19 protein-coding genes are annotated in these 22213 nt (G+C 68.5%); 5 read left to right on the top strand and 14 right to left on the bottom strand.

Annotation, left to right across the window (positions count from 1 at the left end):
* Window positions 1-63: 63 nt before the first annotated feature.
* From LZF96_RS08235 to LZF96_RS08270, 8 genes are all read right to left on the bottom strand, one after another.
* Complete coding sequence (locus LZF96_RS08235) at window positions 64-441, bottom strand: hypothetical protein (protein WP_233867897.1); 378 nt, start codon at window positions 439-441, stop codon at window positions 64-66.
* A gap of 287 nt (window positions 442-728) precedes the next feature.
* Window positions 729-2231 (bottom strand): ATP-binding protein, encoded by a 1503-nt coding sequence (locus LZF96_RS08240; protein WP_233867899.1) that lies wholly within the window; start codon window positions 2229-2231, stop codon window positions 729-731.
* Between the two features lie 19 nt (window positions 2232-2250).
* On the bottom strand, window positions 2251-2679 hold the full coding sequence (locus LZF96_RS08245; protein WP_233867902.1) for a DUF6238 family protein: 429 nt from the start codon (window positions 2677-2679) through the stop codon (window positions 2251-2253).
* Window positions 2680-2725: 46 nt separating this feature from the next.
* A complete protein-coding gene (locus LZF96_RS08250; RefSeq protein WP_233867904.1) occupies window positions 2726-4189 on the bottom strand; it encodes an SCO6880 family protein in 1464 nt (487 codons plus the stop codon).
* A gap of 105 nt (window positions 4190-4294) precedes the next feature.
* Window positions 4295-5746: an ATP-binding protein gene (locus tag LZF96_RS08255; protein WP_374203170.1), complete on the bottom strand. Its 1452-nt coding sequence runs from the start codon at window positions 5744-5746 to the stop codon at window positions 4295-4297.
* A gap of 58 nt (window positions 5747-5804) precedes the next feature.
* On the bottom strand, window positions 5805-6503 hold the full coding sequence (locus tag LZF96_RS08260) for a hypothetical protein (RefSeq protein WP_233867906.1): 699 nt from the start codon (window positions 6501-6503) through the stop codon (window positions 5805-5807).
* The gene (locus LZF96_RS08265; protein WP_182660411.1) at window positions 6503-6793 is read right to left on the bottom strand and encodes a DUF6112 family protein; all 291 of its coding nucleotides are present in this window, start codon (window positions 6791-6793) and stop codon (window positions 6503-6505) included. The genes LZF96_RS08260 and LZF96_RS08265 overlap by 1 nt, the downstream gene beginning before the upstream one ends.
* 91 nt (window positions 6794-6884) lie before the next feature.
* Entirely contained in the window at window positions 6885-8012 is a 1128-nt protein-coding gene (locus tag LZF96_RS08270) for a C40 family peptidase (RefSeq protein ID WP_233867908.1), read from the bottom strand.
* 562 nt (window positions 8013-8574) lie between these two features.
* Here LZF96_RS08270 and LZF96_RS08275 point away from each other — a divergent pair.
* A complete protein-coding gene (locus tag LZF96_RS08275) occupies window positions 8575-9330 on the top strand; it encodes a site-specific DNA-methyltransferase (RefSeq protein ID WP_233867910.1) in 756 nt (251 codons plus the stop codon).
* 89 nt (window positions 9331-9419) lie between these two features.
* Here the strand turns inward: LZF96_RS08275 and LZF96_RS08280 are convergent, their stop codons facing one another.
* On the bottom strand, window positions 9420-10334 hold the full coding sequence (locus tag LZF96_RS08280; protein ID WP_233867912.1) for an endonuclease NucS domain-containing protein: 915 nt from the start codon (window positions 10332-10334) through the stop codon (window positions 9420-9422).
* Between the two features lie 451 nt (window positions 10335-10785).
* Here LZF96_RS08280 and LZF96_RS08285 point away from each other — a divergent pair, with 451 nt between their 5' ends.
* Window positions 10786-11475 (top strand): PIN domain-containing protein, encoded by a 690-nt coding sequence (locus LZF96_RS08285; protein ID WP_233867914.1) that lies wholly within the window; start codon window positions 10786-10788, stop codon window positions 11473-11475.
* 232 nt (window positions 11476-11707) lie between these two features.
* A complete protein-coding gene (locus LZF96_RS08290; RefSeq protein WP_233867916.1) occupies window positions 11708-13003 on the top strand; it encodes a hypothetical protein in 1296 nt (431 codons plus the stop codon).
* Between the two features lie 75 nt (window positions 13004-13078).
* Here LZF96_RS08290 and LZF96_RS08295 read toward each other — a convergent pair.
* The 5 genes from LZF96_RS08295 to LZF96_RS08310 form a co-directional block, all read right to left on the bottom strand.
* Window positions 13079-13890, bottom strand: a protein-coding gene (locus tag LZF96_RS08295) for an IS5 family transposase (RefSeq protein WP_374203165.1) whose coding sequence is annotated in 2 segments (ribosomal slippage) — window positions 13079-13564 and window positions 13567-13890 — 810 coding nt in all. Because the reading frame shifts where the segments join, the coding sequence is not laid out codon by codon here.
* An 83-nt stretch (window positions 13891-13973) separates the two neighbouring features.
* Entirely contained in the window at window positions 13974-14840 is an 867-nt protein-coding gene (locus tag LZF96_RS27315; RefSeq protein ID WP_374203166.1) for an endonuclease domain-containing protein, read from the bottom strand.
* A gap of 901 nt (window positions 14841-15741) precedes the next feature.
* A complete protein-coding gene (locus LZF96_RS08300) occupies window positions 15742-16641 on the bottom strand; it encodes a nucleotidyl transferase AbiEii/AbiGii toxin family protein (protein WP_233867922.1) in 900 nt (299 codons plus the stop codon).
* Window positions 16641-17255 carry a hypothetical protein gene (locus tag LZF96_RS08305; protein ID WP_233867924.1) on the bottom strand — a complete coding sequence of 205 codons (615 nt, stop codon included), beginning with the start codon at window positions 17253-17255 and terminating at the stop codon, window positions 16641-16643. The genes LZF96_RS08300 and LZF96_RS08305 overlap by 1 nt, the downstream gene beginning before the upstream one ends.
* A 332-nt stretch (window positions 17256-17587) precedes the next feature.
* Window positions 17588-18769 (bottom strand): hypothetical protein, encoded by a 1182-nt coding sequence (locus LZF96_RS08310; RefSeq protein WP_233867927.1) that lies wholly within the window; start codon window positions 18767-18769, stop codon window positions 17588-17590.
* 159 nt (window positions 18770-18928) lie between these two features.
* On the opposite strand from LZF96_RS08310, the gene LZF96_RS08315 reads away from it, so the two are divergent.
* Together LZF96_RS08315 and LZF96_RS26465 are read left to right on the top strand one after the other, a co-directional pair.
* Window positions 18929-21199, top strand: coding sequence for a 2OG-Fe(II) oxygenase (locus LZF96_RS08315; RefSeq protein ID WP_233867930.1), 2271 nt, complete (start codon window positions 18929-18931; stop codon window positions 21197-21199).
* Between the two features lie 570 nt (window positions 21200-21769).
* Window positions 21770-21892: a hypothetical protein gene (locus LZF96_RS26465; RefSeq protein WP_267940616.1), complete on the top strand. Its 123-nt coding sequence runs from the start codon at window positions 21770-21772 to the stop codon at window positions 21890-21892.
* Window positions 21893-22213 lie beyond the last annotated feature (321 nt).

A 22213-nucleotide genomic window follows, 5' to 3' on the forward strand; every position in this document is an offset into this window, starting at 1 on the left:
CCACGCGCGGTTCTGTTGATCACGGTGATGGGCTCCTTCTCGAAGGGAGGTGGGATCCGGGGATCAGCGGGTGTGGCGGGGTTCGGTCCGTGCGGTGGGAGGCGAGGGGGCGGACGCCGCTTCCGGGCAGGGACTCGACGGGCTGCAATGAGCGGTGGTCGAACGGCTCACGGCGGCTCCGGGCTGCCAGCCGGGTGCCGAGGGTCCGAGGGCGCGCAGTTCGTCGGCGCTGTCGGCCAGCTCCTCCCACAGATCGGCGAGCTGCCCGGCAGCGTCGGTGAACCGGTCGGCGAGCTGCCAGCCCTCGATGTCCTCGAAAGCGTTCGCCTGCTCGGCCGCGGCCTCGAAGAACTCATGGAGACGCGGCAGGAGCCCGTTGTCCGGGTCGATGACCTCCTCCAACGTGCCGGCGGCCTCGGCGTAGGTGGCCGAGCCGTTCATCCGGGCGGTCAGGTGCAGGACCGCGTCCCCGAGCGGCTTCGGGTCCGTGGGGGACGAGGCGTGTGGCCAGCGCGGTCAACCGCCGGTGTTGAAGGTGGGGACTCTCGTGCTCGGACGGGACGTAGTGGCCGAGCCGTGCGCAGAAGGTGAATCCGGCTTCCCGCAGCAGGCTGTCGGCGATGGTGAGGCGGTCGGGGTGCCGGCCGAGCGCGAGGCTGATGGGGTGGAACAAGAGGTCCGCTTTCGGTGGATAGGAAGGGGGGTCGGGCCGGTCGGGGTCCGGGCGGTCAGGAGTGCATGCGGGCGTCGGTGTCGAAGAGGTCGCGTTCGACGGGGTGGAGGAGGTGCTGGGTGATGAAGGACCGGCCGGCGATCTTCCACAGCCCGCGCCCTTTGGTGAGGGCGGCCACCGCCTGCGTCTCCACGCCGGTCAGGCCGAGCAGGGCTCCGGCGGCGGCGAGCTGGTCCGCTTCCTGGCGGTAGATGACCCTCGTCGAGCAGTCGCTCAACAGACCCTCGGCCAGCGCCCGTCCCCGGGAGCCGGCATCACCGGCGGACAGCAGGTCGGAGAGCCGGTGAATGACCATCACGTTGGCGATGCCCATGCCCCGGGAGAGTTTCCACTGGCTCTGCATGCGCTCCAGGAGGGCCAAGTGGCGCATGACCCGCCATGCCTCGTCGTAGACGACCCAGCGCCGCCCACCCGCGGGGTCGGCGAGGGCGGACTCCATCCAGGCCGAGGCACAGGTCATGGCCAGCACGAGACCGGTGTCGTCACCGGTACTGCCCAGTCGGGACAGGTCGATGGTCAGCATCGGGGCCTGCGGATCGAACGCGACGGTGGAGGGTGCGTCGAAGAGACCCGCGAGGTCGCCGTGGACCAGGCGCCGCAGAGCGTGGGCGAGGTCCTCGGCAGCCCGGCCGAGCCGACCGGTCGGCTCCCCGGAAGCCGCGTCGAGTCGGTCCGAGGAGGCCAGGAGCGCGGCGACATCGCCGAGTAGCGGAGTGGTCCCGGACGCCGTGGCCCGGATGACGACCTCGTCGAGCGCGACATCGAGCGCGGTGTGTTCCATCGGGGTGAGGTCGCGGCCCAGGACGGTGCGGGCGAGGCTGCCCAGGAGCATCAGACGTCGTTTGCGGACCTCGGCCGCCCAGTCGCCCGCCGTGATCCCGGCCGGTTTCGCCGGCGCGTCCAGAGGGTTCAACCGGCCCGGCAGGCCGGGGCCGAGGGCGATGGTCTGCCCGCCCAGGGCTTCGGCGACCACACTCCACTCGGCCTTGGGGTCGCACGGAACATAGATCTTGTAACCGAAGGCCACAGCCCGGAGAGCCAGGGACTTCGCCAGCGCGGACTTGCCCATACCGATGACCCCGGCCACGACGGCGTTGGGGTTGGTGAACCCCTCCAGTCGCCCGTAGAGCTGGAACGGGTCGAAGGTGAAGGCCGCCTCGGCGTGGACGTCCTGGCCGATGTAGATGCCGTGGGCGCCCAGGCCGCCCTCGGCCAGGAACGGGTACGCCCCGGCGGCGACGGCGGTGGTCATCCGATGCTCGGGAAGGGCGAGCCGGCCGCCGCGGGCGGAAGCGGGCCCCGGCCGCCCGAAGGCCGGGTAGGTGGGCCGCAGATCGGGGTCGGGGCCGCGTTCGGTGCGGCGCCGGGCGGGGCGGGCCGCGTCCCGGGCCCGGGCGCGGGCGGCGGCGAGCCGGTCGCGGGTGGCCCGTACGGCGCGGCGGTCGGTGCGGCGCGGGGTGAACAGCGGACTGGCGGAGGCACGGGGGGATGAGGACATGGGGAGAATTCCTCGGTGGTCAGTGTTGGGCGCGGTCGGTGAGCGGGTCGTGCAGATCGGTCGGGGTGTGGTCGCGGCGGACCGTGACGGCGGTGCTCAGGTGTCGCCCGCAGACGGTGTGTTCGGGCGCGCCCTCCGGGAGACGGGCACGGCAGGCCTCCCGGGTCGGCGGTCGACCGGTTACCGGGTGGGGTGCGCGGTGGTAGGCGGCGTGGAGGTGGTCGGCCGCCTGCCAGATCCGGATTCGGCAGGCCCGCAGGCGGTCGGCCTCGGCGGGCGCGAGGCGGGCGGTCCGGTCGGTGTGGGCGTCGAGAAGGTGGTAGAGCGCCAGAAGATGGGCGTGGAGGGCGTCCAGCTCGGTGCGACCGGCAGCCGCCGGTCCCCGGGGGACCGTGAGAGCCCGGTGGAAGTCCACTGCCTCGGTGGCGTACTGCAACGCGGACGGCATACGGCAAGGGCCCTTCGGGAGGTGGGGGGCGGGGTGGTGCCCCGGATCAGGTGCGAGCGAGTGGCAGGGCGGCGGCGGTGAACGCCTCGGCCTGTTGCCAGGTCAGCGGACGCAGATCGATCAGCGCGCCGACCGCTGCGGTCTCCACGGCCGCGCACGCGCTGCGCAGCTCCTCCTCGGTGTCGGCGGACACGGTCACCAGGCCGAGCAGCCCGACATCGGCGTGCCCCGCTATGAGCTGCCGCTCGCGGTCCCGCGCATCGGCGTACTCGACGTTGTCCTCCTCGGAATCGACCTGCCCTTTGCGCTGCCGCTCCGAGGCGTCCGCCACCACGGTGGCCTTGCGGCGTCGCACGTCCTTCAACGCGGCTTCCAGACTCTTCGGGCCGTATGTGAGGGAGAGGGTGCGGCGCACCCCGGCGGTGAACAGCACCTGGTGCAGAAAGCCGGGGCCGGCTTCGACGCGCGGCCAGTTCTCGACCCAGAAGGTCGCGTGGTGGGCGGTGTCGGTACGGAGGCGGTCGGCGTTCTCCACCAGGACGACCGGACCGGCGGCAGCCGGGTCGGCCTGTGGCCGGCCGGTCGGTGACCAGCGCTCCATCGCCGCCGAGGAGGCCGGGTCGTACGCCGTGCGGACCACGGCGGCGATCTCGGTGGCCGAGAGCCGACCGGCCGGGGTCAGGCCACTGGTTCGGGCGGACTGGTCGAAAGTGTGGACGAGCTGCGCCAGCACGGTGAACGCCCCGGCGAGTCCGCCACCGGCCTGGCTGATCAGACGGCGGGCCGCCTTCATGTCGAGCGCGATGGCGACGTACGCCTCGTGCGGCGCGGCGGCGGGCCCCGCTGCCCGGAGGAGGTCGGCGTAGACGGGTCCGGCCAGCCGGGCGTCGGGACGACCGTGCTCCTCCCAGTACCGGGTGAGCGCGTCACCGGAGTCGGGAACCGTGCGCTCCAACACCTGCACGCGTGCCACATGCCCGGTGCGGGCCAGCGCCGCCAGCGTCCGGCCCCAGCCGGCGACGTTCGCGTCCTGGGTCGAGGCATCGAGGAGGGCGAACGCTCGGCTGGAGATCCGCACGACCGCCGTCAGGGTGTCGCGGTGCGGATCATGGACCGCGCCGAGCTGCCGGTCCGGCGAGGTGACCACGCGCAGGGAGGCGGCTGTACCGGGCAGGTGCAGCAGCCCCTCCCGGCGTGGCCTGGTGGCGGGTCGGGTGAGCCAGAGCAGCTGTCCGCGCAGGCGTCGCAGCGCGTACCGGATGGTGATCGGGGCCCAGTCCGCCGGTGACCGTCCCCGGTACCGCAGGAACGTCACCGCTGCGGCGACCGCCCACAGGGGCAGGAGCGTCAGCGCTCCCGGTACGCCGGAGCCGACCAGCACCATGAACAGCAGGAGCCCGGTGAGAGCGACGACGACGAGTTGGGGGGCGGAGAGCCCGAGGAGGACACCGCGGCGCGAGCGGGTCGGGAACTTCACCGGGGTCGGCCCGGTGGATGTGTCGGTATGCATGCAGAAGCCGTCCTCGAAACGCGAAACGTGAGAGAGGGAGAAGGAGGGGCAGCGGGGGTGAGCCGTACGGCGCGGCTCACCCCCGCTCCCGGTCACCGACTCCGGTCAGGTGCCGGAGCCGCCATCCGGAGCGCGGTGGACCCACCGGGCGGGGGTACTGCCGCCTTCGGGCGGTGGCCCGCCGGGCCCGGACGCCGGTGGCTCGCTCCGGACGGGCGCGGAGAGGGGCGGTACGTCCCCGCCCGCGGCCGGTGGCCCACCGCTCGGGGCCGTGGACGAGGTGCCCCGCGCGGACGCCGGGGACGACCCGGTCGAGCCCTCGGGCAGCGGCCCGGGTGAGCCCGCCGAAGAGGCATCGACCGGGGACGTTGTCGGGCCGGGGTTCCGCTCGGGGCGGCGGATGAGTGCCTGCCCCCTGTCACCGCCGGTGGGGGCACGTTTGATCAGGGACTGCCCCTTGTCACCGGTGGCCTTCGGAGTCTCGCCGAAACGGAACTGCGGCTGCTTGGACTGCTTGCTCCCACCGCTCGGGCCGCCGCTGGGATCGATGCCGGCGATCACACCCCCCGCGCCCTGACCGGACACGGTCGACGGCCCCTGCGGGGCACGACCACCGGTCTTCGTCTGGAGTGCGAGCATCCCGGTGGCCTTCCCCGCACCCGCGGCCACCGCCATGCCGGCGACACCACTGCGATGGATGTCGGCGCCACTGCCGCCGTCGGCGGCCCAGTGCACGAACTTGTACGTCACGTACGGACACAGCAGGACCAGGACCAGGACCACCACGCCGGCCATCGCGTCGGACAGCGCGGCGAGGCCGTCGGTGGGGTCGGTCTGCCCCATCGCGCTCACGCCCAGCAGGAAGACGATGGTCATCAGCAACTTGGACACGATGAGGGTGGCGGTGGCCTCGATCCAGCCGCGCCGCCAGCGGCGGGCGACCTCCCAGCCTCCGCCGGCGCCGGCGAAGACCGCCAGGCTCACCAGGATCAGGATCCCGACCTTGCGGGCGACCATCACCGCCCAGTACAGGAACGCGCCGATCGCGGCTCCCATGGCGACGAATGTCGGAACCAACCAGCCCATCTCGAACATGGGCCCGTACATCGAGACCTGGATGACCCGCCGGATGGCGTCCTCGATCGAGCTGTTGGCGGCTTTGAACAACCCGGCGCTCAGCGCGTCGACGACCGTGAGCGCGACCGTGGTGAAGGCGATCGCGCTGAACGCGAAGAGCACCCCGACCATCGTCCCCGTCGCCGCCTGCACCAGCGCCCGCTCGTCCCGCCGCCACGCGGCCCGGACCAGCTGCAGGATGAACGTGCCCACCGTCAGCACCAGGCCGATCGGCAACAGCAACTCGTAGTTGTCCTTGAACCAGGACGCGGTCAGATCGACCCGGGTGGTGCTGTCCACCGCCTGTGCCGCCAGGCTCGCCGCGCTCGCGGCAAGCTCTCCCGTGCTCTTGGCGATCCATGCCCCGATCCCGTTGGTGATACTCCCTCCGGGGTCGGTGACGAAGTCGATCGCGTCCACGGTCTGGCAGACCGTCTCCACCAGGGGGATGTTGCAGATATCCGGCACGGCTACCTCCCTTCCTGCCGTCGGACGCCGATCACGGGAGAACCTGTGGCAGCACGCCGACCAACCCGCAGGGCTGCTCGGGGCGACACTGCACGGCCAACGTCACCGAGCGGGCCTCCGCACCCGCGCCGGAGCCGGTCCAGGTCAGGCTCTGCCTGCCGTGCACGGTCACGACGTACACGTACGCCTCGGTGATCGCCCCCGGCTCGTTCGCCATCGCGTCCTTGAACGCCTGCGGAAACCGGCCCTCGGCCGCCTCCGCCGTGGCGCGCTGCTTGTTCTCGGACATCCGCTCCCAGAGCACCGCGTCCGGCAGCTGCCTCTTCACCGAAGCCCAGTCCGCGTACCGGCTCTCCCCGGTCATCCACGTCCTCAGCTCTGCGAGGTGTTCCTTGTGGGAGGTGGAGCGGGTGTCGTACGACCACAGCGCCCGGGCCGCGGCCTTACCGAAGTCCACCGGGTCACCGGTTTCCGGACGGCTCCCGGCCTCCACTCGGTCCGGGCCCGGATCCGTCAGTGAGGGGGAGGCCGAGGGCGCAGCGGGGGGCGAGCCCTCATGGGGCGAGGAGGCTTCCGGCTTCGGCTTCTCGGCCGGCGCGTCATCGCGGGTGAGGAAGGCCAGCAACCCGGCCAGAGCGGTCAGGGCGAGAAGGACCGCGCCGCCCAGCAGCGTTCGCCGCAGGACGCCGGATGTCGCGGGGGAAACGGTCGGGAGTGAGGGCTTCTTCATTACTGCACCTGCGTTCCGAGTGCGGAGAAGAACGCGACGATCCCGTTCGCCGCACCCAGCAACAGGGCACAGGCCGCAGCGACAACCGTGCCCTTCTTCCCGTTCGCCTCGGCCTGGTGCCCGCCCGAGTGGTGGCCCCAGGCCCAGATCAACGCGGACACGGCCAGGGCACCGACCACGGCCACGATCGCGAAGAGGTTGAGGCTGTTGATGACACTGCGCAGGACGCTCAGGCCCGGAAGGCCGCCCTCGGCAGGGGAGACACCGGGGTTGTAGGCCAGGTACTGCATGCGTTCGAGGAACGTCAAAGCACACTCCAGAGGTGATTGCGGGTACGACGAAGCCCGCTGGGGAGAGAGGGATGAAGAGGAGGGGGCGGCGTCAGACGACGCGGCGCGCGGCGAGGATCTGCGGCTTCCAGTCGGCCAGTGGCTCGACCCGCACCACCGTTCCCGTGCGCGGGGCGTTGATCACCAAGCCATGGCCGATGACCATGCCCACGTGCTCCGGCCGGTCCTTCGTGCCGCGGGTGAAAACCAGATCACCGGGCTTGAGAGCGTCGAGTGCGACGGCCCTGCCGTCCTCGACCTGGACGTAGGTGGTCCGCCCGATTCGTACACCGGCGGCCTTGTACGCCTGCTGCATCAGGGAGGAGCAGTCGCACCGTCCCAGCGGGTCACTGCCGTGCGCCGCGGTACACGAGCCACCCCACTGATACGGCGTTCCCAGCTGGCCCACGGCCCAGCGGAGCGCCGAACGCACCACGGCCGGGGCATCCTCGGGAATCTCGTACCCCGCCGGCAGCGTGCCGTCGGGAATCGGCCCGTAACCCGAGCCGTCCCCTTCCCGCGCACACCCTTCGGCAGCGGGACTCCGGGCCTCTCCGTCGTCCTCGCCCCCTTCGCCCCGGGCGTCGAGTGTGGGGACGATCGCCTGCTGGAGCGCCCGTGCCAGCGGTTCCCACTGGGCGTACGCGTCCGGGTAGGCCGAGCGCTGGACCGCCTGCGCGGCCTGCGTCACCGTCAAGGACTCCCAGCCGGCCACCTCCAGCAGTCCTTGGTAGAACTTCTTCGAGCTGTGGACCGGGTCCATGATCTGCTCGACCGTCCCCCACCCCTGGGAGGGGCGCTGCTGGAACAGCCCCACGCTGTCCCGGTCTCCGTAGTCGATGTTGCGGAGCGTCGATTCCTGCATGGCGGTGGCCAGCGCGACGACCTGGCCACGGGCCGGGACGTTCATGGCCACCCCGGTCGCCAGGATGGTGCGGGCGTTGGGAATCTGCTCGCGAGGATCCCGCAACCGGGCCACCTCGACGCCCTCTCCGTCACCGCCGGAGAGAATCGACTCCACCTGAGCCGCCAGCGCCCGGGTGTCGAGGTCCTGCGTGTCGTCCTCGCAGTTCGCGGCGACGTTCGCGCCGGCCGAACCAGCGGAAATGGCGATCACCGGAACGACCAACAACAGCGGACTCGCGGCCACCGCGGTGGCCGCCAGGACCATCTTCTTCATCGCCGACCACCACGGCCGGCGGATATCGGTATCCGGGCATGCCGCATCGACAGCTCCTTCGCATAGGTGGTGTGGCGCCGGCGTTCTCGTCGAAAAGGCCACCGGCGCCACACCGGTGATGAGGAAATCCCCCTTCGGGGGAGCAACGGTCCGCTGTCGCGCTACCGGGAGGTGATCAGCGGACCGTCGTCATGGGACGCGGCAGCCGGCCGCACTTGTAATCTGAAGAACCACACGAAGAACACCCTGACCCCTTCCATCGGAAAACAGCGCACACGCTTCAACGGCGCTCCTGTTGGACAGGACGGCACGTCTCGGCAGGGTTCGACAGAGAGCACGGGGTGATCCCCTGACCTGCGAACGTGCCCAGACTGTAGACACGAATCCCGGCCGCACCCAATGGCTCCCGACTCAGCCCTCGCCCTCCCCGGCCCCCTCCCGGACGACGGATTGGTGCGGCCGTGAAACGTGGTTACCATCCGACGCACCCAAAGCCGGGTAAGCCATCCCGGGTGCCCCTTTCACCCGGACGGTAGGAAGCAGTCGGAAAGAGAGAGCCGTTTTGACCTACGCTCTGCACCGCGGCGATGCGTTGACCGTCCTCAAGTCCCTACCCGACGAGAGTGTGGACAGCGTGATCACCGATCCGCCCTACAACTCCGGTGGTCGAACGAGTTCCGACCGCACCGCACGAACCGCGCGCGCGAAATACACCAGCGGCGACGCCACCCACGACCTCGCCAACTTCCCCGGTGAGAATCGCGACCAGCGCTCCTACCGCGCCTGGCTCACCGAGATACTGACCGAGTCCTATCGCGCCGCCCGCGAACACGCCGTCGCCCTGGTCTTCTCCGACTGGCGCCAGGACCCCACCACCAGCGACGCCCTTCAGATGGCCGGCTGGACCTGGAGCGGCATCATCCCCTGGATCAAGCCCGCGTCCCGTCCCCGCAAGGGCGGCTTCAAGCAGAGCAGCGAGTTCATCCTCTGGGGCGTCAAGGGCTCCCTCGACAAGACCCGGGATCTCTACCTGCCCGGTGACTTCACCGCCTCCCAGCCCCGCAAGGGCCGGGTCCACATCACACAGAAGCCCGTCGAAGTGATGCAGCAACTCGTCCAGATCTGCCCCGAAGGCGGCACCGTCCTGGATCCCTTCGCCGGTAGCGGCACCACCGGCGTCGCAGCACTCAAGGAAGGCCGCAACTTCATCGGCGTCGAACTCTCCGACCACTACGCCGACATCGCCGAACAGCGCCTCCGCGCAGCCCAGCACAGCTTCTCCCCGACCAACTTCACTCTCGCGGGGCCGGAGGAGTGAGAGCCTCGACTCCCGGCCATCGGACGACAAAGGGCGGGTGGGACAACCGACCACCGGTTGCCCACCCGCCCTCCTGCGTGCCGCCGGGCCTACCCCGACTCGACGCTGCGGCGGATCAGCTCGTTCGCCCGCTCCAGATCGGCAGCCGATCTGATCCGCACCTCGAGATCCCCCGTGCCCAGGCAGCCGACCTCGCTCACATCCCGTGAGAACCCCTCGCACAGCTCCACCGTGGAGGGATCCACCCGCAGGTTCACCACCAGGACCCGCTTCCGCGGCTGCACGCGCACCGTGGCCACGTTTCGTATCCGCCGATAGGCGATGTAGTGCAGCTGCGTCTCCTTCTGCACCTCCGGATAGGACAGCAGCACACGATCCAGCTCCGCGAACAGGTCCCGCAGCTCCGGCGGTGACGCCTCCAGATACTGCGTGACCGACTTCGGCGCCCCACCGGACGCCGTCGTCCGGGCCGCGGTCACCGCCCGGCCCCGGCGCGGAGGTGACGTACCCGCGACCGACGCGACCAGCTGCAATGTGAGGACGTCCCCGAACATTCGGTACGCCACCAGGTCGACTCGTCGCCCGATGACCTCCAGGGCCACCGAGTCGTGCGGTGAGAACTCCGCCGCCACGCAGATCAGCCGTGGATTGCTCCAATCCACCGTCTCCACCACCGCAGCGCCGAGTCTCTCGCGCACCAGGCCCTCGAACTCGGGCCGGCTGTCCTCCAGCCACGACAGATACGACAACCCCTGCGTGATCACCGACGCGTCCCGGGTCCGCTTGTACTCGACGATCACCGGGGTCCCGTTCTCGTCCAGCCCCAAGGTGTCGATCCGCCCTCGGTGCCGCCCAGTCGCGTACTCCGAGGCCACGAACCGCACGCCCAGCATGACCTCGGCATTGGCTTCGACCAGCCGCTGGAGCTCCCGCTCCCACGCGACCGACGCACCCGCCAGCTCCACCACCGAGCCCTCCCGAACCCGGAACGCCCTCAGCTCCACACCGCACCCCCTGTAACAGCTCCAGAGAAGTGACAATCGACTGGCCGTACGCTCTATTCCCGCCGGAGGTTGAGCAACCCGATCATGCGCATGCGGCTCCGGAGAGTGGACGCCGTGTGATCGTGGACGGGATCGAGCCTCCTCCCTGGTTGTTCTACGTTCGCCAGCGATGCAGCGTTGGGTTGCTTTCCACCCTGGCCCCGTTGCTCGACTCGATACGGTCCGGTGGCACTGTCCGTGGGATGGGTCATGATGCGGTATGCCGAAAAGAACTCCGCCGCCTGCCTACGTCGAGCGCCTCCTGTCCGAGCTCACAGACATCGAGCAGTCCTACCGAGCTATCCTGGAGAGCTCCCAGGTTCGCAACCGGGAGATGCAAGGGCCCGGCTACACGATCATAGGACACCCCTTTGCGTGGGTTTCCAGTGGGCCGGAGCTCGAGACACACCGTATGGAACTGCTGCGTTCAGTGCGAGACTGGGAGCCCCGATTCCGGCTGCTCTTCCCGCATTCGACTCCAGAGGTGAAGCGGCGCCTTGACGACGGGATCGGATTGATGGAGGACTGGTTGCTCCGCCATCGGAAGAGCAACCATGGCGCACCGCCATCAATTCCTGTGGCTTTGACCCGACTGAGCAAAGCAATTGAAGAGCTACGAGGTTTGGCGGATCTGTTGCCGGGCGATGAGTGGCGGGTGCGAGTAGTAGTGGACACCAACGTGCTGATGGAAGACCCTGATGTCACGGCTTATCAGAATGAACTCGGTCCCCGGTACATGGTCCATCTCTTGCCGGTTGTCCTGCGGGAACTGGATGATCATAAGCGGGTGGGCAACCGGCTCGAGAGACGGGAAGCGGCGAAGAAGGCGGAGAGACGACTGAAAGCGATGCGGGACAACGGTGATGTCCTCCAAGGTGCACGCGTGGCCGGTGATGTCTATGCCGTCTTCGAGCACATCGAGCCGCGTTCGGACGAACTGCCAAACTGGCTGAACCTGGAAGTCCCCGACGACCGCTTCGTCGCCTCGGTACTACTACTGCAGTCAAGGCACCCGGGAGCCAAGGTGTATACGGCGACGGGCGACATCAATCTACAAACGAAGCTGGCCGCCGTCGGACTCCCATACATCGACCGCATGTGAGCCGATGCCTCTTGGCCCTTGACTTGCTGCGCGGCGGGCTCCGAACCACCTCGTGAAGTCGTTCGGTGCGGAAATACCCCACTCGACGTACCGTGTCGTGGCAGACTGCCTGATTACCCCCTCGGTGTCATGGAGTTTGTAACGACTCTCCGGCCCTGAACAGAGCCATCCACGCGAGATTTGGTTCGTAACCTGCTTCCGCTCACCTGGTGTGGGGCGGCATGCTGGGTTCATGCACCCCCGGAACAGCGAGACATGGCGGGCGATCGACAGGGGAGATCGTCCCATTGACTGGGCCGCCTGGTTCGGGCACCCGGATGGCGCCGACTATCTGTCCGATGCCGGACGGGCCGTTACGGAGCGGGCCATCCAAGACCTGGACCGTTTTTTCAGCGCGAAGTGGTTGCACCGAGCCATGACCGCCGACATGCAGGGCAGGCACACACCCATTGGCTTGGGACGGTCCGCGCCTATCTGGTACGCGGGTGAGACCGCAGTAGGAGCATGGGTGGAGGCAGTACGCTGGTGGGCTGCCAGCACCTACCTCGAAAAACTCCGGGTTCCAGGGCTGGACACAGTACGCAGGAGCATCCGCACTGACATCACCTTGTCTCGGTTCGTGCACACCCAGACTCAACTCCGGCTAGCGATCATGGGTGCCAGCCGCGGCGTGGCAGTCGAACTGGAGCCGGGGAAGAACACCGAAGGACCTGGTGACGTGCGAATCGGTCCACTCTATGTGGAGGCCACCACCTTCAGCGAGCACCGCAAAATTCAGGAGTACGCAGAGTTCCGCCAGCGGTGCATGTTTCATCTCCTGCAATTGGAGTCACGACACGATGTGCATTGGGAGGGCTCCTACCCCGAACTCCTCACTGCAGAAACGGAACGAGCGGACTGGCGCAGCCGCACTGAAACCGCAGCAGTCCAATGTGCCGAGACAGGAGAAGTGGCCGATGTCGTAACCGGTGAGACTGTTTTGACCGTGCGCGCAGGTCGAGCTCCGAATGGCACACAGCGAACCGGGGTTGTCCTGGAGGATGACACGGGCCGTCGTTTCCTCGGTAGGGTCCGCGCGAAGTGTGAACAGACCCGGGGCGCCGGTACGGCATGGATTTGGGTTGAAGATCTTCTCGGTATTACTCATCCGTTGTTGCCAGCCACTCGGATGCCGCTGCCCGAACGGGTCGACACCTTCGCTGAATTACTGCTTCCCCTTCTTGGCGAGTACCTTCATGTCGCCGGGATTGTGGTATCCAACGTCTCCCCCTGTTGCCTACCTCTGCCTGCTGATGAGAACACCGAACGTCGAAACGGGTGGGGGCTTCGGCGCGGCTTGCCAACGAACCGTCTACGCGAGACGATCGTCATCCCCCGTCGCCTGATCCTGCCGGACCAGACCGCGTTTCTGCTGCGGATGCTGGCTGCCGAACCCGACTGGCTCCCCTGGGCGCTGGACGGCCTTGGCGTGTTCGGAGGAATTTCTTCCCTTTTGAATCCACATCCCCACGTGCGCCGGGTAGAGTGAGTGCTCAGTAATCACATTCCAGACCAACCGCGGGCTGAGAGACCAAGAAACTGAGAAGTTGAAGCTTAAGAACTCCTAACACAATGAGCGGATCTGTCGTTCGGTGATGATGCAACAGGCCAGTTTGAGGAAGGCTTCGTGCATATCGACTCTGCGTTCCCAGCGGGTGCGGAGGCGTCGGAAACCGTGGAGCCAGGCGAAGGTGCGCTCGACACCCCAGCGGTAGATGCCCAGGCCCGTGCCGTGGCGGGTGCCGCGTCGGGCGATGGCCGGGATGATGCCGCGAGCACGGACTTGGTCGCGGTAGATGTCGTGGTCGTATCCGCGGTCGGCGAAGACGGACTGGGGCTTGCGCCGGGGCCTGCCGACCCGGCCCTTGACCGGCGGGATGGCGTTCAGCAGCGGGATGAGCTGGGTGACGTCGTTGCGGTTACCGCCGGTCAGGATCACCGCGAGCGGAGTCCCGTGCCCGTCGGTGATCAGGTGATGCTTGGAGCCCGTGCGGCCCCGGTCGACCGGCGACGGCCCCGTCCGGTCCCCCCTTTCAGCGCCCTGACGTGGCTGGAGTCGACCACACAGCGGGACCGGTCCAGACGGCAGGCGGCGTTGAGGTCGGCCAGTAGGACATGGGGGAGGCGGTCCCACACGCCGGCTTCGTTCCGGTCCCGCAGCCTGCGCCAGCAGGTCATTCCCGAGCCGAAGCCCAGCTGCTTGGGCAGGTACTCCCACTGGATGCCTTGGTAGAGGACGTAGAGGATGCCGCACAGCACCTGCCGGTCCGGCACCGGCTTGCGCCCTGGACAGCGGAAGCGACGCTCCCGCCGGGGCAGCAACGGCTCGACCCGCGCCCACAGTTCATCCGACACGATCCACGGCTCAGCACTCACACACCATCCAACGCCCCACCACACCTGCGGACACGGCCCCCGAGCCGAGCCACCTCATTGTGTTAGGAGCTCTAATTCGAAGCTTAGGCATGCGCCGGTCCAGCATCGTCTTCTGTCCCGGCGTTCGACTCTGTGGTCGGCTGAAACACTGGCTCCGGCCTTGATTCCAAGTCATCCTCCACGGAGGACATGGTTATGCCCACCCAGTAGCGTCCCTTCGCGGATCGCCGTTGAGTGCCTCCTAGCTTGCGAAGCGCGTCAGCCATACTCGCCACCGGACACGGAGCCCCGCCAGCCCACTTCGCCCAAGCTTTGCGAATATCACTCACTGGCACTGGAGGAGAGTCGGAGGGGCAGGGGAGCATGCATGCAGCAATGAATTTATCAACGGCGTCTGCGTCTCGCGCGCGTCTGCGGGCTACGACATATATATCCTCTTCCACGGCGCTCAGAATCGCCTCAAGTTCTTTAATGCGTTGCTCTGACTCTATCAGCTCCTTTTCCGCTCGTTGAATTCGTCCTGCAAGGCGTGTATCTTTTCGTTCCCGCAGCACATCAACGCGACTGGGCCCCTTATTCCACGGCTCACCTCGATGGTTCTTCGTCAAGTATTTGATCGCTGCGAGTAGGATATCTACGCTGTCTCGCGCATTCCCTAGCAAGAAGTTGCACGATTGGCAAAGAGCCCCTCGCACAACATCGGTGTCATGGCAATGATCGATCGCAAAAATACCAGATTCGAAACCAGAATCCGTTGATTCGCAGATCATGCACGCTTCGACGCGACGGATTTCCCGCACTTGTTCCGCGGTCAGTCCATATATGCTGCCCGATGTTTGTATCGAGATGGCGCGATTCCTGCATGTATCTCCACAGTAGAGTGTGGCTCTCCCTTTGGAATTAGCAAGGTATCTCGTCCCGCATTCGAGACAAGACCTCATCTTTCCCATAGTGGACTGAAATCCTTCCCCGCCCTGAGTGCAGCCGCCAAACCATGCGTACTATCACGCATGCGGATCGGCTCATATCATCCGGACGCTAACATCAGTCACTGACAACTGCCCCGAGCTGGCCCCCGGACTGGGTAGCACGACTGCCGCGTTGCGAGCCGGCCTGGCGGCGCTTGCCTCACCTGTCACCCCGGTCATGCTTTGGCGGACCACAGACCATCTGTGGACGGCACACCCGAGTTGGGCTCTGTACTGGGTACGGCCCTTTGCGATGCATTGGGAGACCTGGTTCCGGCATAGGGAGGACTCGACGGAAGGACACGCCCTCCAGAGGGAGCAGCGCTCCCGGGGGCTCCCTGATGGACAGAGAGCAGATCAAGGCCATGCGCAGAGTGCCCTGCGTTCCCGCGCCCGGCCCGCTCCGCCCGCCGCGTCCACGACTTGGGGAAAGGACACAACGCTCACAGGTTTCCGCCCCATGCCGAGCCGTGGGGGACTGCGGATCGGCTGAAGCGGGCGGCCGGGATTGGGTGGGGCCGGTGCTGGAGGTTCCCGACAAAGCCGGACGGCGCCCGTGAAGCGCCGGAACCGAGGGGAGGGGTGGCCAAGGGGTGGCCGGATGTCCCCGGACGGCGCGGCAGCAACCGGCCGGCCCTGGACAGTCCAGGGGCTCTGAGCAGGAGAAACGGGATCCTGTGGCATCGGGCGGTACCATCCGGCATGGACCGATTGGTCTCGTAATGCGTAGGTCAAGGGTTCGATTCCCTTAGGCGGCTCTCCCGAAGGCCAGGTCAGACCCACTCTGACCTGGCCTTTTGCGTTTTCTTCCTGATGACTGGTCAGTTTTCGTGAGGGCTGGAGACCCCGGGGAGCGCGAGGGGAGCGCATTCGGGATCCGGGGTCATGACCATGCTCGGGTGGCTGCATTCCAGGTCCGGGTGGGGGTGTCGCCCGTGACGAGGGGGTCCGCGAAGGCGATCACTTGGCGGACGACGTCGGTGAAGTGTTCCGGGTAGTCGTTCGCGGCGGGGCCCTGGCGGCGGCGCCAGGCGGTGTAGGAGGTCTGACGGCGTTCGGCGAGGTCGGTGATCGCGTTGCTGAGCGGCTCCAGGGGGATGTCGCGATGCGCGGCCGTGGCGGCCAGAGCGGTGGTGAGCTCCTGGCCGTCCAGGTCGTTGAGGGTGAGCAGGCGGTAGAGGTCGGCGTAGTCGCGGTCGCGGGTGTTGAGGTCCCCGAGCGAGATCGCGGTGGTGAGTTTCTCGGCGATGACGGTGGCGAGGGGGTAGCCGAGGATCTGGAAGCTCTCCGGGGTGAGCTGCTGGGGGTAGTCGATGGTGCGGGGGCCGGGGGTGATGGGGTCGCCGAAGCTGACGTCGAGCTGGAGTTTGAGGCGGGCGCGGGCGATGGAGGCGGCCATTGACAGGCGCAGGCCGTGGTACTCGTCATCCTCGCGGATGGGCACGGTCTTCAGCGTCGCCGGGTCGAAGGTGACGCCGTCGTCGGTTTCGGTGGCGGCGATGGCCGCGATCCTTCGGACGATCTCGGCTTCCTCGCCGGGGAAGGAACGGCCGAGGATGTCGATGTCGCGGGTCGTGCGGCGGGCGCCGAACTGGGCGAGCAGCAGCCCGCCCTTGAGTACGAAGTGCTCCCGGCCGAGGGGCGAGGCGGAGAGGCGGTAGAGGAATCGCTCGAGGACGTACTCGACCATGATCTCGTCGGTGGAGCGGTTAGTGCGGCGGGCCAGGTTGCGCAGATCGTTGTAGACGCGCCCGGCGGGGGTGCCGCGGGTCGGGTTGGGCATCAGGCGAGCACCGCCTCGACGGCGGGGCGGATGGTGGAGAGCGCACCGAGTTCACGGGCGATGTCCTGGAGTTCGCGGGCGCCGCGGCGGCCATCGCGCCGGAGGTAGCGGCCTAGTGCGGACAGGGCCAGGGTCTCACCGATGCGGTGGCGGTGGCGCATGGCGTCGACGACGCCGCGGGCGGCGTTGTACACGGGGACGGTCTCGCCGGGGGCGGCTTCGAAGCGTTCAACGCCGAGGGAGAAGGTCTGTGCGGCGTACTGGGCGACGGTGGTGGGCGGGTAGGTGATCGTGGGGCGGCGGGTGCCGCGGGGCACGGCGATATGCACGGCGGTGGGGATGTCGTCGATCAGCTCGTGCAGGGCGAGGGCCGACTCGCCGCAGACGACGGCATGGGGTGCCCGGATGCATACGGCCAGGAGGTCGGCGTGAGCGGTCTCCGGTGCGTCTGCTTTGCGGTAGACCCCGCGGGAGAGGTCGTCGACGGCCCTCTCGCCGACCAGGGTGGCGAGATCGCGGGAGGAGAGCCGGGCCTGGTGTGCTTGCGCTGTGGTGAAAGTGGGGGGCAGGTGGGTCAGCCGCTGTGAGCGGATGGGGTCTTTCACGGCTGTCATGTATTGAATCGTACCCTCCCCTGATGGTAATGGGTGCGATTTGATACATTCGGCGCGCTGACTGTATCGGCGTCGGCGCTTGCCATGCCTGTTCTTGCCGTCTCCGGCTGGGGGGTCCGCTGCCGGGAGCGGCCGAGCCGGGCGGCATGGGTGCGCAGGGCTTGCGCTGCCGGTAGACGTGGCTCCTCGAGTGCGGTCCGGTCGGGGTGGTTGGAGGAGTGCTTCTTTCACGGCCTTGTTCCACCTCTCGCCCTGGGCCCGCAGTGCCTGCACCGAGGCGCCTTCCGGGTCGGGACCTCCGGTGTGCTCGATGAACCGCGGGAGGTTCTCCGTCAGGACGAGGCGGTTCTCGGTGTCAGTCCGGCGTCGGCGAAGCGCCGCATCAGCGCGGACTTGCCGCGGTGCTGCTCGCGCAGGTCGTGCAGGCGCCGGGCGAAAACCTCGGGGGTGCCCGCCCGGTCGTGGACCTCGCGGAGATCCTTCAGGAGGGTGACGGCGGTGGCGTAGGGGCCGGGCTGCTTCTGCCCGATCAGGTGGGCGATGTCCTGCCAGGCTTGCCCGGCGTTCTCGGCCAGGCGGTCCAGGTGGCTCTCGCGGGCCAGCTGTTCGGCCCGGCGGGCCTGGGCGCGGGCCTGCTCCTGCTGCCGGGTGTGCTCGCTGCGCACCTCGTGGGCGGCATCGAGGAGCTCCGCAGCTGAGCGGCGCCGGGTGGCGGTGGGCGGTACGGCTGTACCGCGGGACGCGGCGCGGTGGCGGGCCAGCAGCGCGGGGCCCGGCCGCGGGGCGGCGCCCAGGGCGGCGTCCAGCAGCAGGGCGTCCTTCTCACGTTGCGGCAGGGCGCGGATCCAGCCGGCGAGTGCGGCCTTGTCGATCGCCTGGGAAGGGGTGGCGCCGCTGGTGCGGGCAGCAGCGGTGAACAGGTGCGGATCGATGTGCAGGAAGTCCGCCAAGGCTTGCTGAGGGCCGGTGAGGTCGGCAAGGCCTGCGGGAACGGGCGGCTCGATGGCGGAGGTGTACTCGTCCTCGTCGACGTCCTCCTCCAGCTCCCAGCGGGTGAGCGCGGAAAGCCAGGCCAGATAGAGGGGGCGCAGGTCGCCCGCGGCGAGTTCGGTACGCAGGGTGGTGAAGGAGGCGAGGGTGAAGGAGGTCTCGAAGTCCCACTCGCCGCCGTCCTCAGACTCGTAGGCGAAGTCGAGCAGCAGGTGCCCTTTCCTGGTCCAGCAGGTCAAGGCGTCTTCCGCGCAGTACGGTTCGGCGCTGCGGGCGGACAGCAGCGTGGTGGGCAGGCGCAGCATCAGGCGCCGCGAGCCCCAGTTGGCGAAGTACAAGTGGGCGTCGTAGAGCTGCTCCATCAGTTTGCGCTCGTCGCCGCGGAAGTTGCCGTAGTGGTACTCGTCGACGAAGTGCGTCGCGCTAATCCGGGCCCGGCTCGACAGGGCCCGTACCCGCTCGAGCTCGTCCTTGGCCAAGGGCCGGTCGATGGCCTGGAACTCGTAGTACTGGTACTCACTCACGGCTGTGCAGACTACCGTCAGACGCTGCGGTCCATATCACGGAGACCGGGGTCTGATCCCTCGTTCGGGGCCTGTACGTGGTCATCGTCCTGGAGGTGACGTCACGTTCGTAGGATCGGGCGGAGGACGACAGGTCCGCAGGGGCCGGAGGGCAGGCGCGTGGTGGTGACAGCGAGGGAACGGCTGGCCAGGCTGCTCGGCGGGGCGAAGACGGCGGGGGCTTTCAGCGCCCGGCTGGAGGCGCCTGCGGCCGGCCTGGGCCTTGAGGCGGCCGGGGTCGGGCCGGTGAGCCTTCCGCTGCGGGCGCCCCAGGTGAAGCGGCTGATCTCGGTGGCACGGCCGGCGTTGTTCGGGCGGGGCGAGGAGACGCTGAGCGACACCGGGGTGCGTGATACCTGGCAAATCTCGCCGGATCAGTTCAGCCTTGCCGGTCCTTCCTGGCCGTCGCTGCTGAGCGGTGCGCTGGAGCACTTCCGGGATGCTCTCGGTCTCCCGGCGGCGAGTCGGCTGCGGGCCGAGCCGCACGCGATGCTGGTGTACGGCAAGGGCCAGTTTTTCCTTCCGCATCAGGATTCGGAGAAGGACGACGCCATGGTGGGCACGCTGGTGCTCTCCCTGCCGTCGGTGCACACGGGGGGAGAACTGGTCGTTGAGCACACCGGGCACAAGTGCGCGTACCGCGCCTCGAAGACGGATCTGACCCTCGTCGCCTTCTATGCCGACTGCCGGCACGAGGTCACCCCGGTCCGGTCCGGGTACCGGGTGACGCTCACCTTCAACCTGACCGTCGAGCAGGGGACTTCGGAGCAGGCGTCCGGGCCGCTGGCAGAGCTGGCACACAGTCTGGGCCGGCACTTCGGCTCGCCTGCCAAGCCGCGTTACAGCAGCCGCGAGCTGGATCCCCCGACCCGGCTCGTATACCTGCTCGATCACGAGTACACCCAGCGGGGACTGAGCTGGGAGCGGCTCAAGGGCGCGGATGCGGGACGTGCTGCTCTGCTGCGCGCCGCCGCCGGGCAGGCCGGGTGTGAGTCGGTGCTCGCGCTGGCCGAGGTGAAGGAGACCCGGGATGCCTATCCCGAAGGGGAAAATCCCTGGGACGACTGCGGGTATGAGGATGATGAGGAGGAGAGCGGCGACACGGACTACGTCCTCCAGGAGCTGGTCGACGACGAGATCACCCTGGGCTGGTGGACCGGTCCGGACGACACCGGCGGCGAGTCGATCTCGTTGCGGGTGCACGACTACGAGGTGTGTGCGAGTACCGCGAGCGTGGATCTGACGCCCTACGACTCCCAGTACGAGGGCTACATGGGGAACTACGGCAACACGCTGGACCGGTGGTACCGGCGGGCCGCGGTCGTCGTGTGGCCGCGTGAGCGGGCCTTCGCGGCCCGTGGCGAGGCCGGATCGCGGTGGGCCCTGGAGGAACTGCGCGCGAGCATCGCGCGGGGCGACCTGGACCGGGCGCGCGACCACGCCCAGTCCCTCGCACCATTCTGGAAGCACACCAGCCCGCAACCCGAGCTGCTGGAGTGCGCGTTGCAGGTGGCCGCGGGTCTGGACGCGGCCGAGACCGCGGCCATGCTGCTTGAGCCGTTCCAGGTGGGCGCGCTCGCCCCGGAGCACGCGGGCCCACTCACCGCGGCGGCCGAGCGGTACGGAACAGGGTGGATGGGGCGGGTCGTCGACGGCTGGTTCGCATCGGAGCGCCGCCACCCACCGCAGCAGTACCAGTGGACCGAGCGACTGCCCCAGCTGTGTGTGGCGCTGCGCGCACATCGGGCGACGACGGCGGCGCGGCTGCTGCCCGCCGGGGTCTGGGCAGCGGCCGACAGTGGCCTGCGGCTGTGGACCACGACCGGTCCGGCCGAGATCCGCCGTGCACAGCTGGAGCAGCTGGCCCTGCCGCTGCGCCACCTCCTGGCGGCGGCCGACGAAGAGCTGCGGGACGCCATCCTGGCTGCCCTGCGCGAACGCGGGGACACGGTACTCGAGTGCCTGATGCCGTTGCTGCGCCGCGCCGCAGAGGCGTTGCCGGCGGCCGAGTGGGGCGTGGCAGGGCTCGACGCGATCGCGCGGGACTGCGCGGACCGGCTCCGCACGGTGTGCGAGGGGCCGCCGCGCGCTGCTGACGACTGGTCGGTGGCCTGGGCCGGGTGTGGCTGCGGACTGTGCGATGTCCTTGGTGAGTTCCTCGGCTCCCGGACGCGGCAGGTGCTCGAGTGGCCGCTGGCGAAGGAGGGCCGACGACACGTGCACTCCAGGATCGACTCGGCCGAGCTGCCGGTGCGCCACCAGACCAGGCGGCAGGGGCGTCCGTACACGCTGGTGCTGACGAAGACCCAGGAGCTGTTCACCCGTGAGCAGACAGTCCGCCGCCAGGCCGCGGCGGACCTGGCATGGCTGAGGTCGCTGCGGATGGGATGACTGCGGCTTCCGGCGTGACAGCCTCTTCGCGCAGAAGCGCCCCGGCCGCTCGGGATGGGGTCCGATCCGCCGCCTTGTCCGATGTCGACAAGGCGGCGTCACGCCCGAGTCGAAGGTCGTTCTCCGACGCCGGACCGCCACCGAAGACAATCAGGGGAGCGCAAGGGGAGCGCGGACGCCTTTGGACGGTGCATCACGGGACGTGGACAGCGGGACCGCGACGGGTGCTCCGATCTGCGAAAACAGAATCTGGCGTGATCGCGCAACACAGCCCGGCACGATCCCTAGCGGCCTCGTAATGCGTAGGTCAAGGGTTCGATTCCCTTAGGCGGCTCTCCCGAAGGCCAGGTCAGACACCCTCTGACCTGGCCTTTCTCATACCTCTGGCCTGACCCGGTCTCAGTTTCGGGCCCTTGGGGAGGCCCGTACCGGTTGTGTGTGGCCACAGCGTGGCCACACACGCAGGGCGTGGACGGGGGCGTGGCCGGAGGGTGTGGAAACCGGCCGCTGTCCGCTGTCCTCGTTCTCGTATATCTTCGACTACCCGAGCCGTAGGCTTTCGGCATCCGAATGATGCACCAGCTCACCGGGCCGGATCGGGCTACCGGCGCGATCGCACTGCCACGGGGCCATCTCAGCGCGGACAGCACCAGGTCCTGGTTCGGCGACAGCGCCTTCTTCGCCAAGTGGTAGCCGACCCGGGTGCCGTTCGATAATCATCCATCGATGAGGGGTGTGCCGAGCTTCGGCCCGGCACACCCCCGCCCCGCCCTTCCCGCCTCCTCCTTCTGCCGTCACTGTTCTCTGTTTTCGTTCCCGGGAGCTCCCATGGCCGGCCCCGCCCCCTCCTCTTCTCTTCCGTCTCCCGTGGTTCGGACCGTGATCACGCTGATGGCCGTTCCGGTGTCGGCGGGAGGCGGGGCGCTCCTGGTGTCCTCATCGTGGTGGCGACCCCTGCTGGGGGTGCTGCTGTTGGTCGGTCTGGCCGGTGTGGTCGGTCGGTGGGGGCGGGCC

The organism is Streptomyces sp. ST2-7A, assembly GCF_021390475.1.
Lineage (GTDB): Bacteria > Actinomycetota > Actinomycetes > Streptomycetales > Streptomycetaceae > Streptomyces.

Excerpts from the sequence above, each read along its gene's own strand:
- LZF96_RS08235 (WP_233867897.1), bottom strand. The coding sequence starts at position 441 with ATGAACGGCTCGGCCACCTACGCCGAGGCCGCCGGCACGTTGGAGGAG.
- LZF96_RS08240 (WP_233867899.1), bottom strand. The coding sequence starts at position 2,231 with ATGTCCTCATCCCCCCGTGCCTCCGCCAGTCCGCTGTTCACCCCGCGC.
- LZF96_RS08245 (WP_233867902.1), bottom strand. The coding sequence starts at position 2,679 with ATGCCGTCCGCGTTGCAGTACGCCACCGAGGCAGTGGACTTCCACCGG.
- LZF96_RS08250 (WP_233867904.1), bottom strand. The coding sequence starts at position 4,189 with ATGCATACCGACACATCCACCGGGCCGACCCCGGTGAAGTTCCCGACC.
- LZF96_RS08260 (WP_233867906.1), bottom strand. The coding sequence starts at position 6,503 with ATGAAGAAGCCCTCACTCCCGACCGTTTCCCCCGCGACATCCGGCGTC.
- LZF96_RS08265 (WP_182660411.1), bottom strand. The coding sequence starts at position 6,793 with ATGCAGTACCTGGCCTACAACCCCGGTGTCTCCCCTGCCGAGGGCGGC.
- LZF96_RS08270 (WP_233867908.1), bottom strand. The coding sequence starts at position 8,012 with ATGAAGAAGATGGTCCTGGCGGCCACCGCGGTGGCCGCGAGTCCGCTG.
- LZF96_RS08285 (WP_233867914.1), top strand. The coding sequence starts at position 10,786 with ATGGAACTGCTGCGTTCAGTGCGAGACTGGGAGCCCCGATTCCGGCTG.
- LZF96_RS08290 (WP_233867916.1), top strand. The coding sequence starts at position 11,708 with ATGCACCCCCGGAACAGCGAGACATGGCGGGCGATCGACAGGGGAGAT.
- LZF96_RS27315 (WP_374203166.1), bottom strand. The coding sequence starts at position 14,840 with ATGGGAAAGATGAGGTCTTGTCTCGAATGCGGGACGAGATACCTTGCT.
- LZF96_RS08300 (WP_233867922.1), bottom strand. The coding sequence starts at position 16,641 with ATGCCCAACCCGACCCGCGGCACCCCCGCCGGGCGCGTCTACAACGAT.
- LZF96_RS08305 (WP_233867924.1), bottom strand. The coding sequence starts at position 17,255 with ATGACAGCCGTGAAAGACCCCATCCGCTCACAGCGGCTGACCCACCTG.
- LZF96_RS26465 (WP_267940616.1), top strand. The coding sequence starts at position 21,770 with ATGATGCACCAGCTCACCGGGCCGGATCGGGCTACCGGCGCGATCGCA.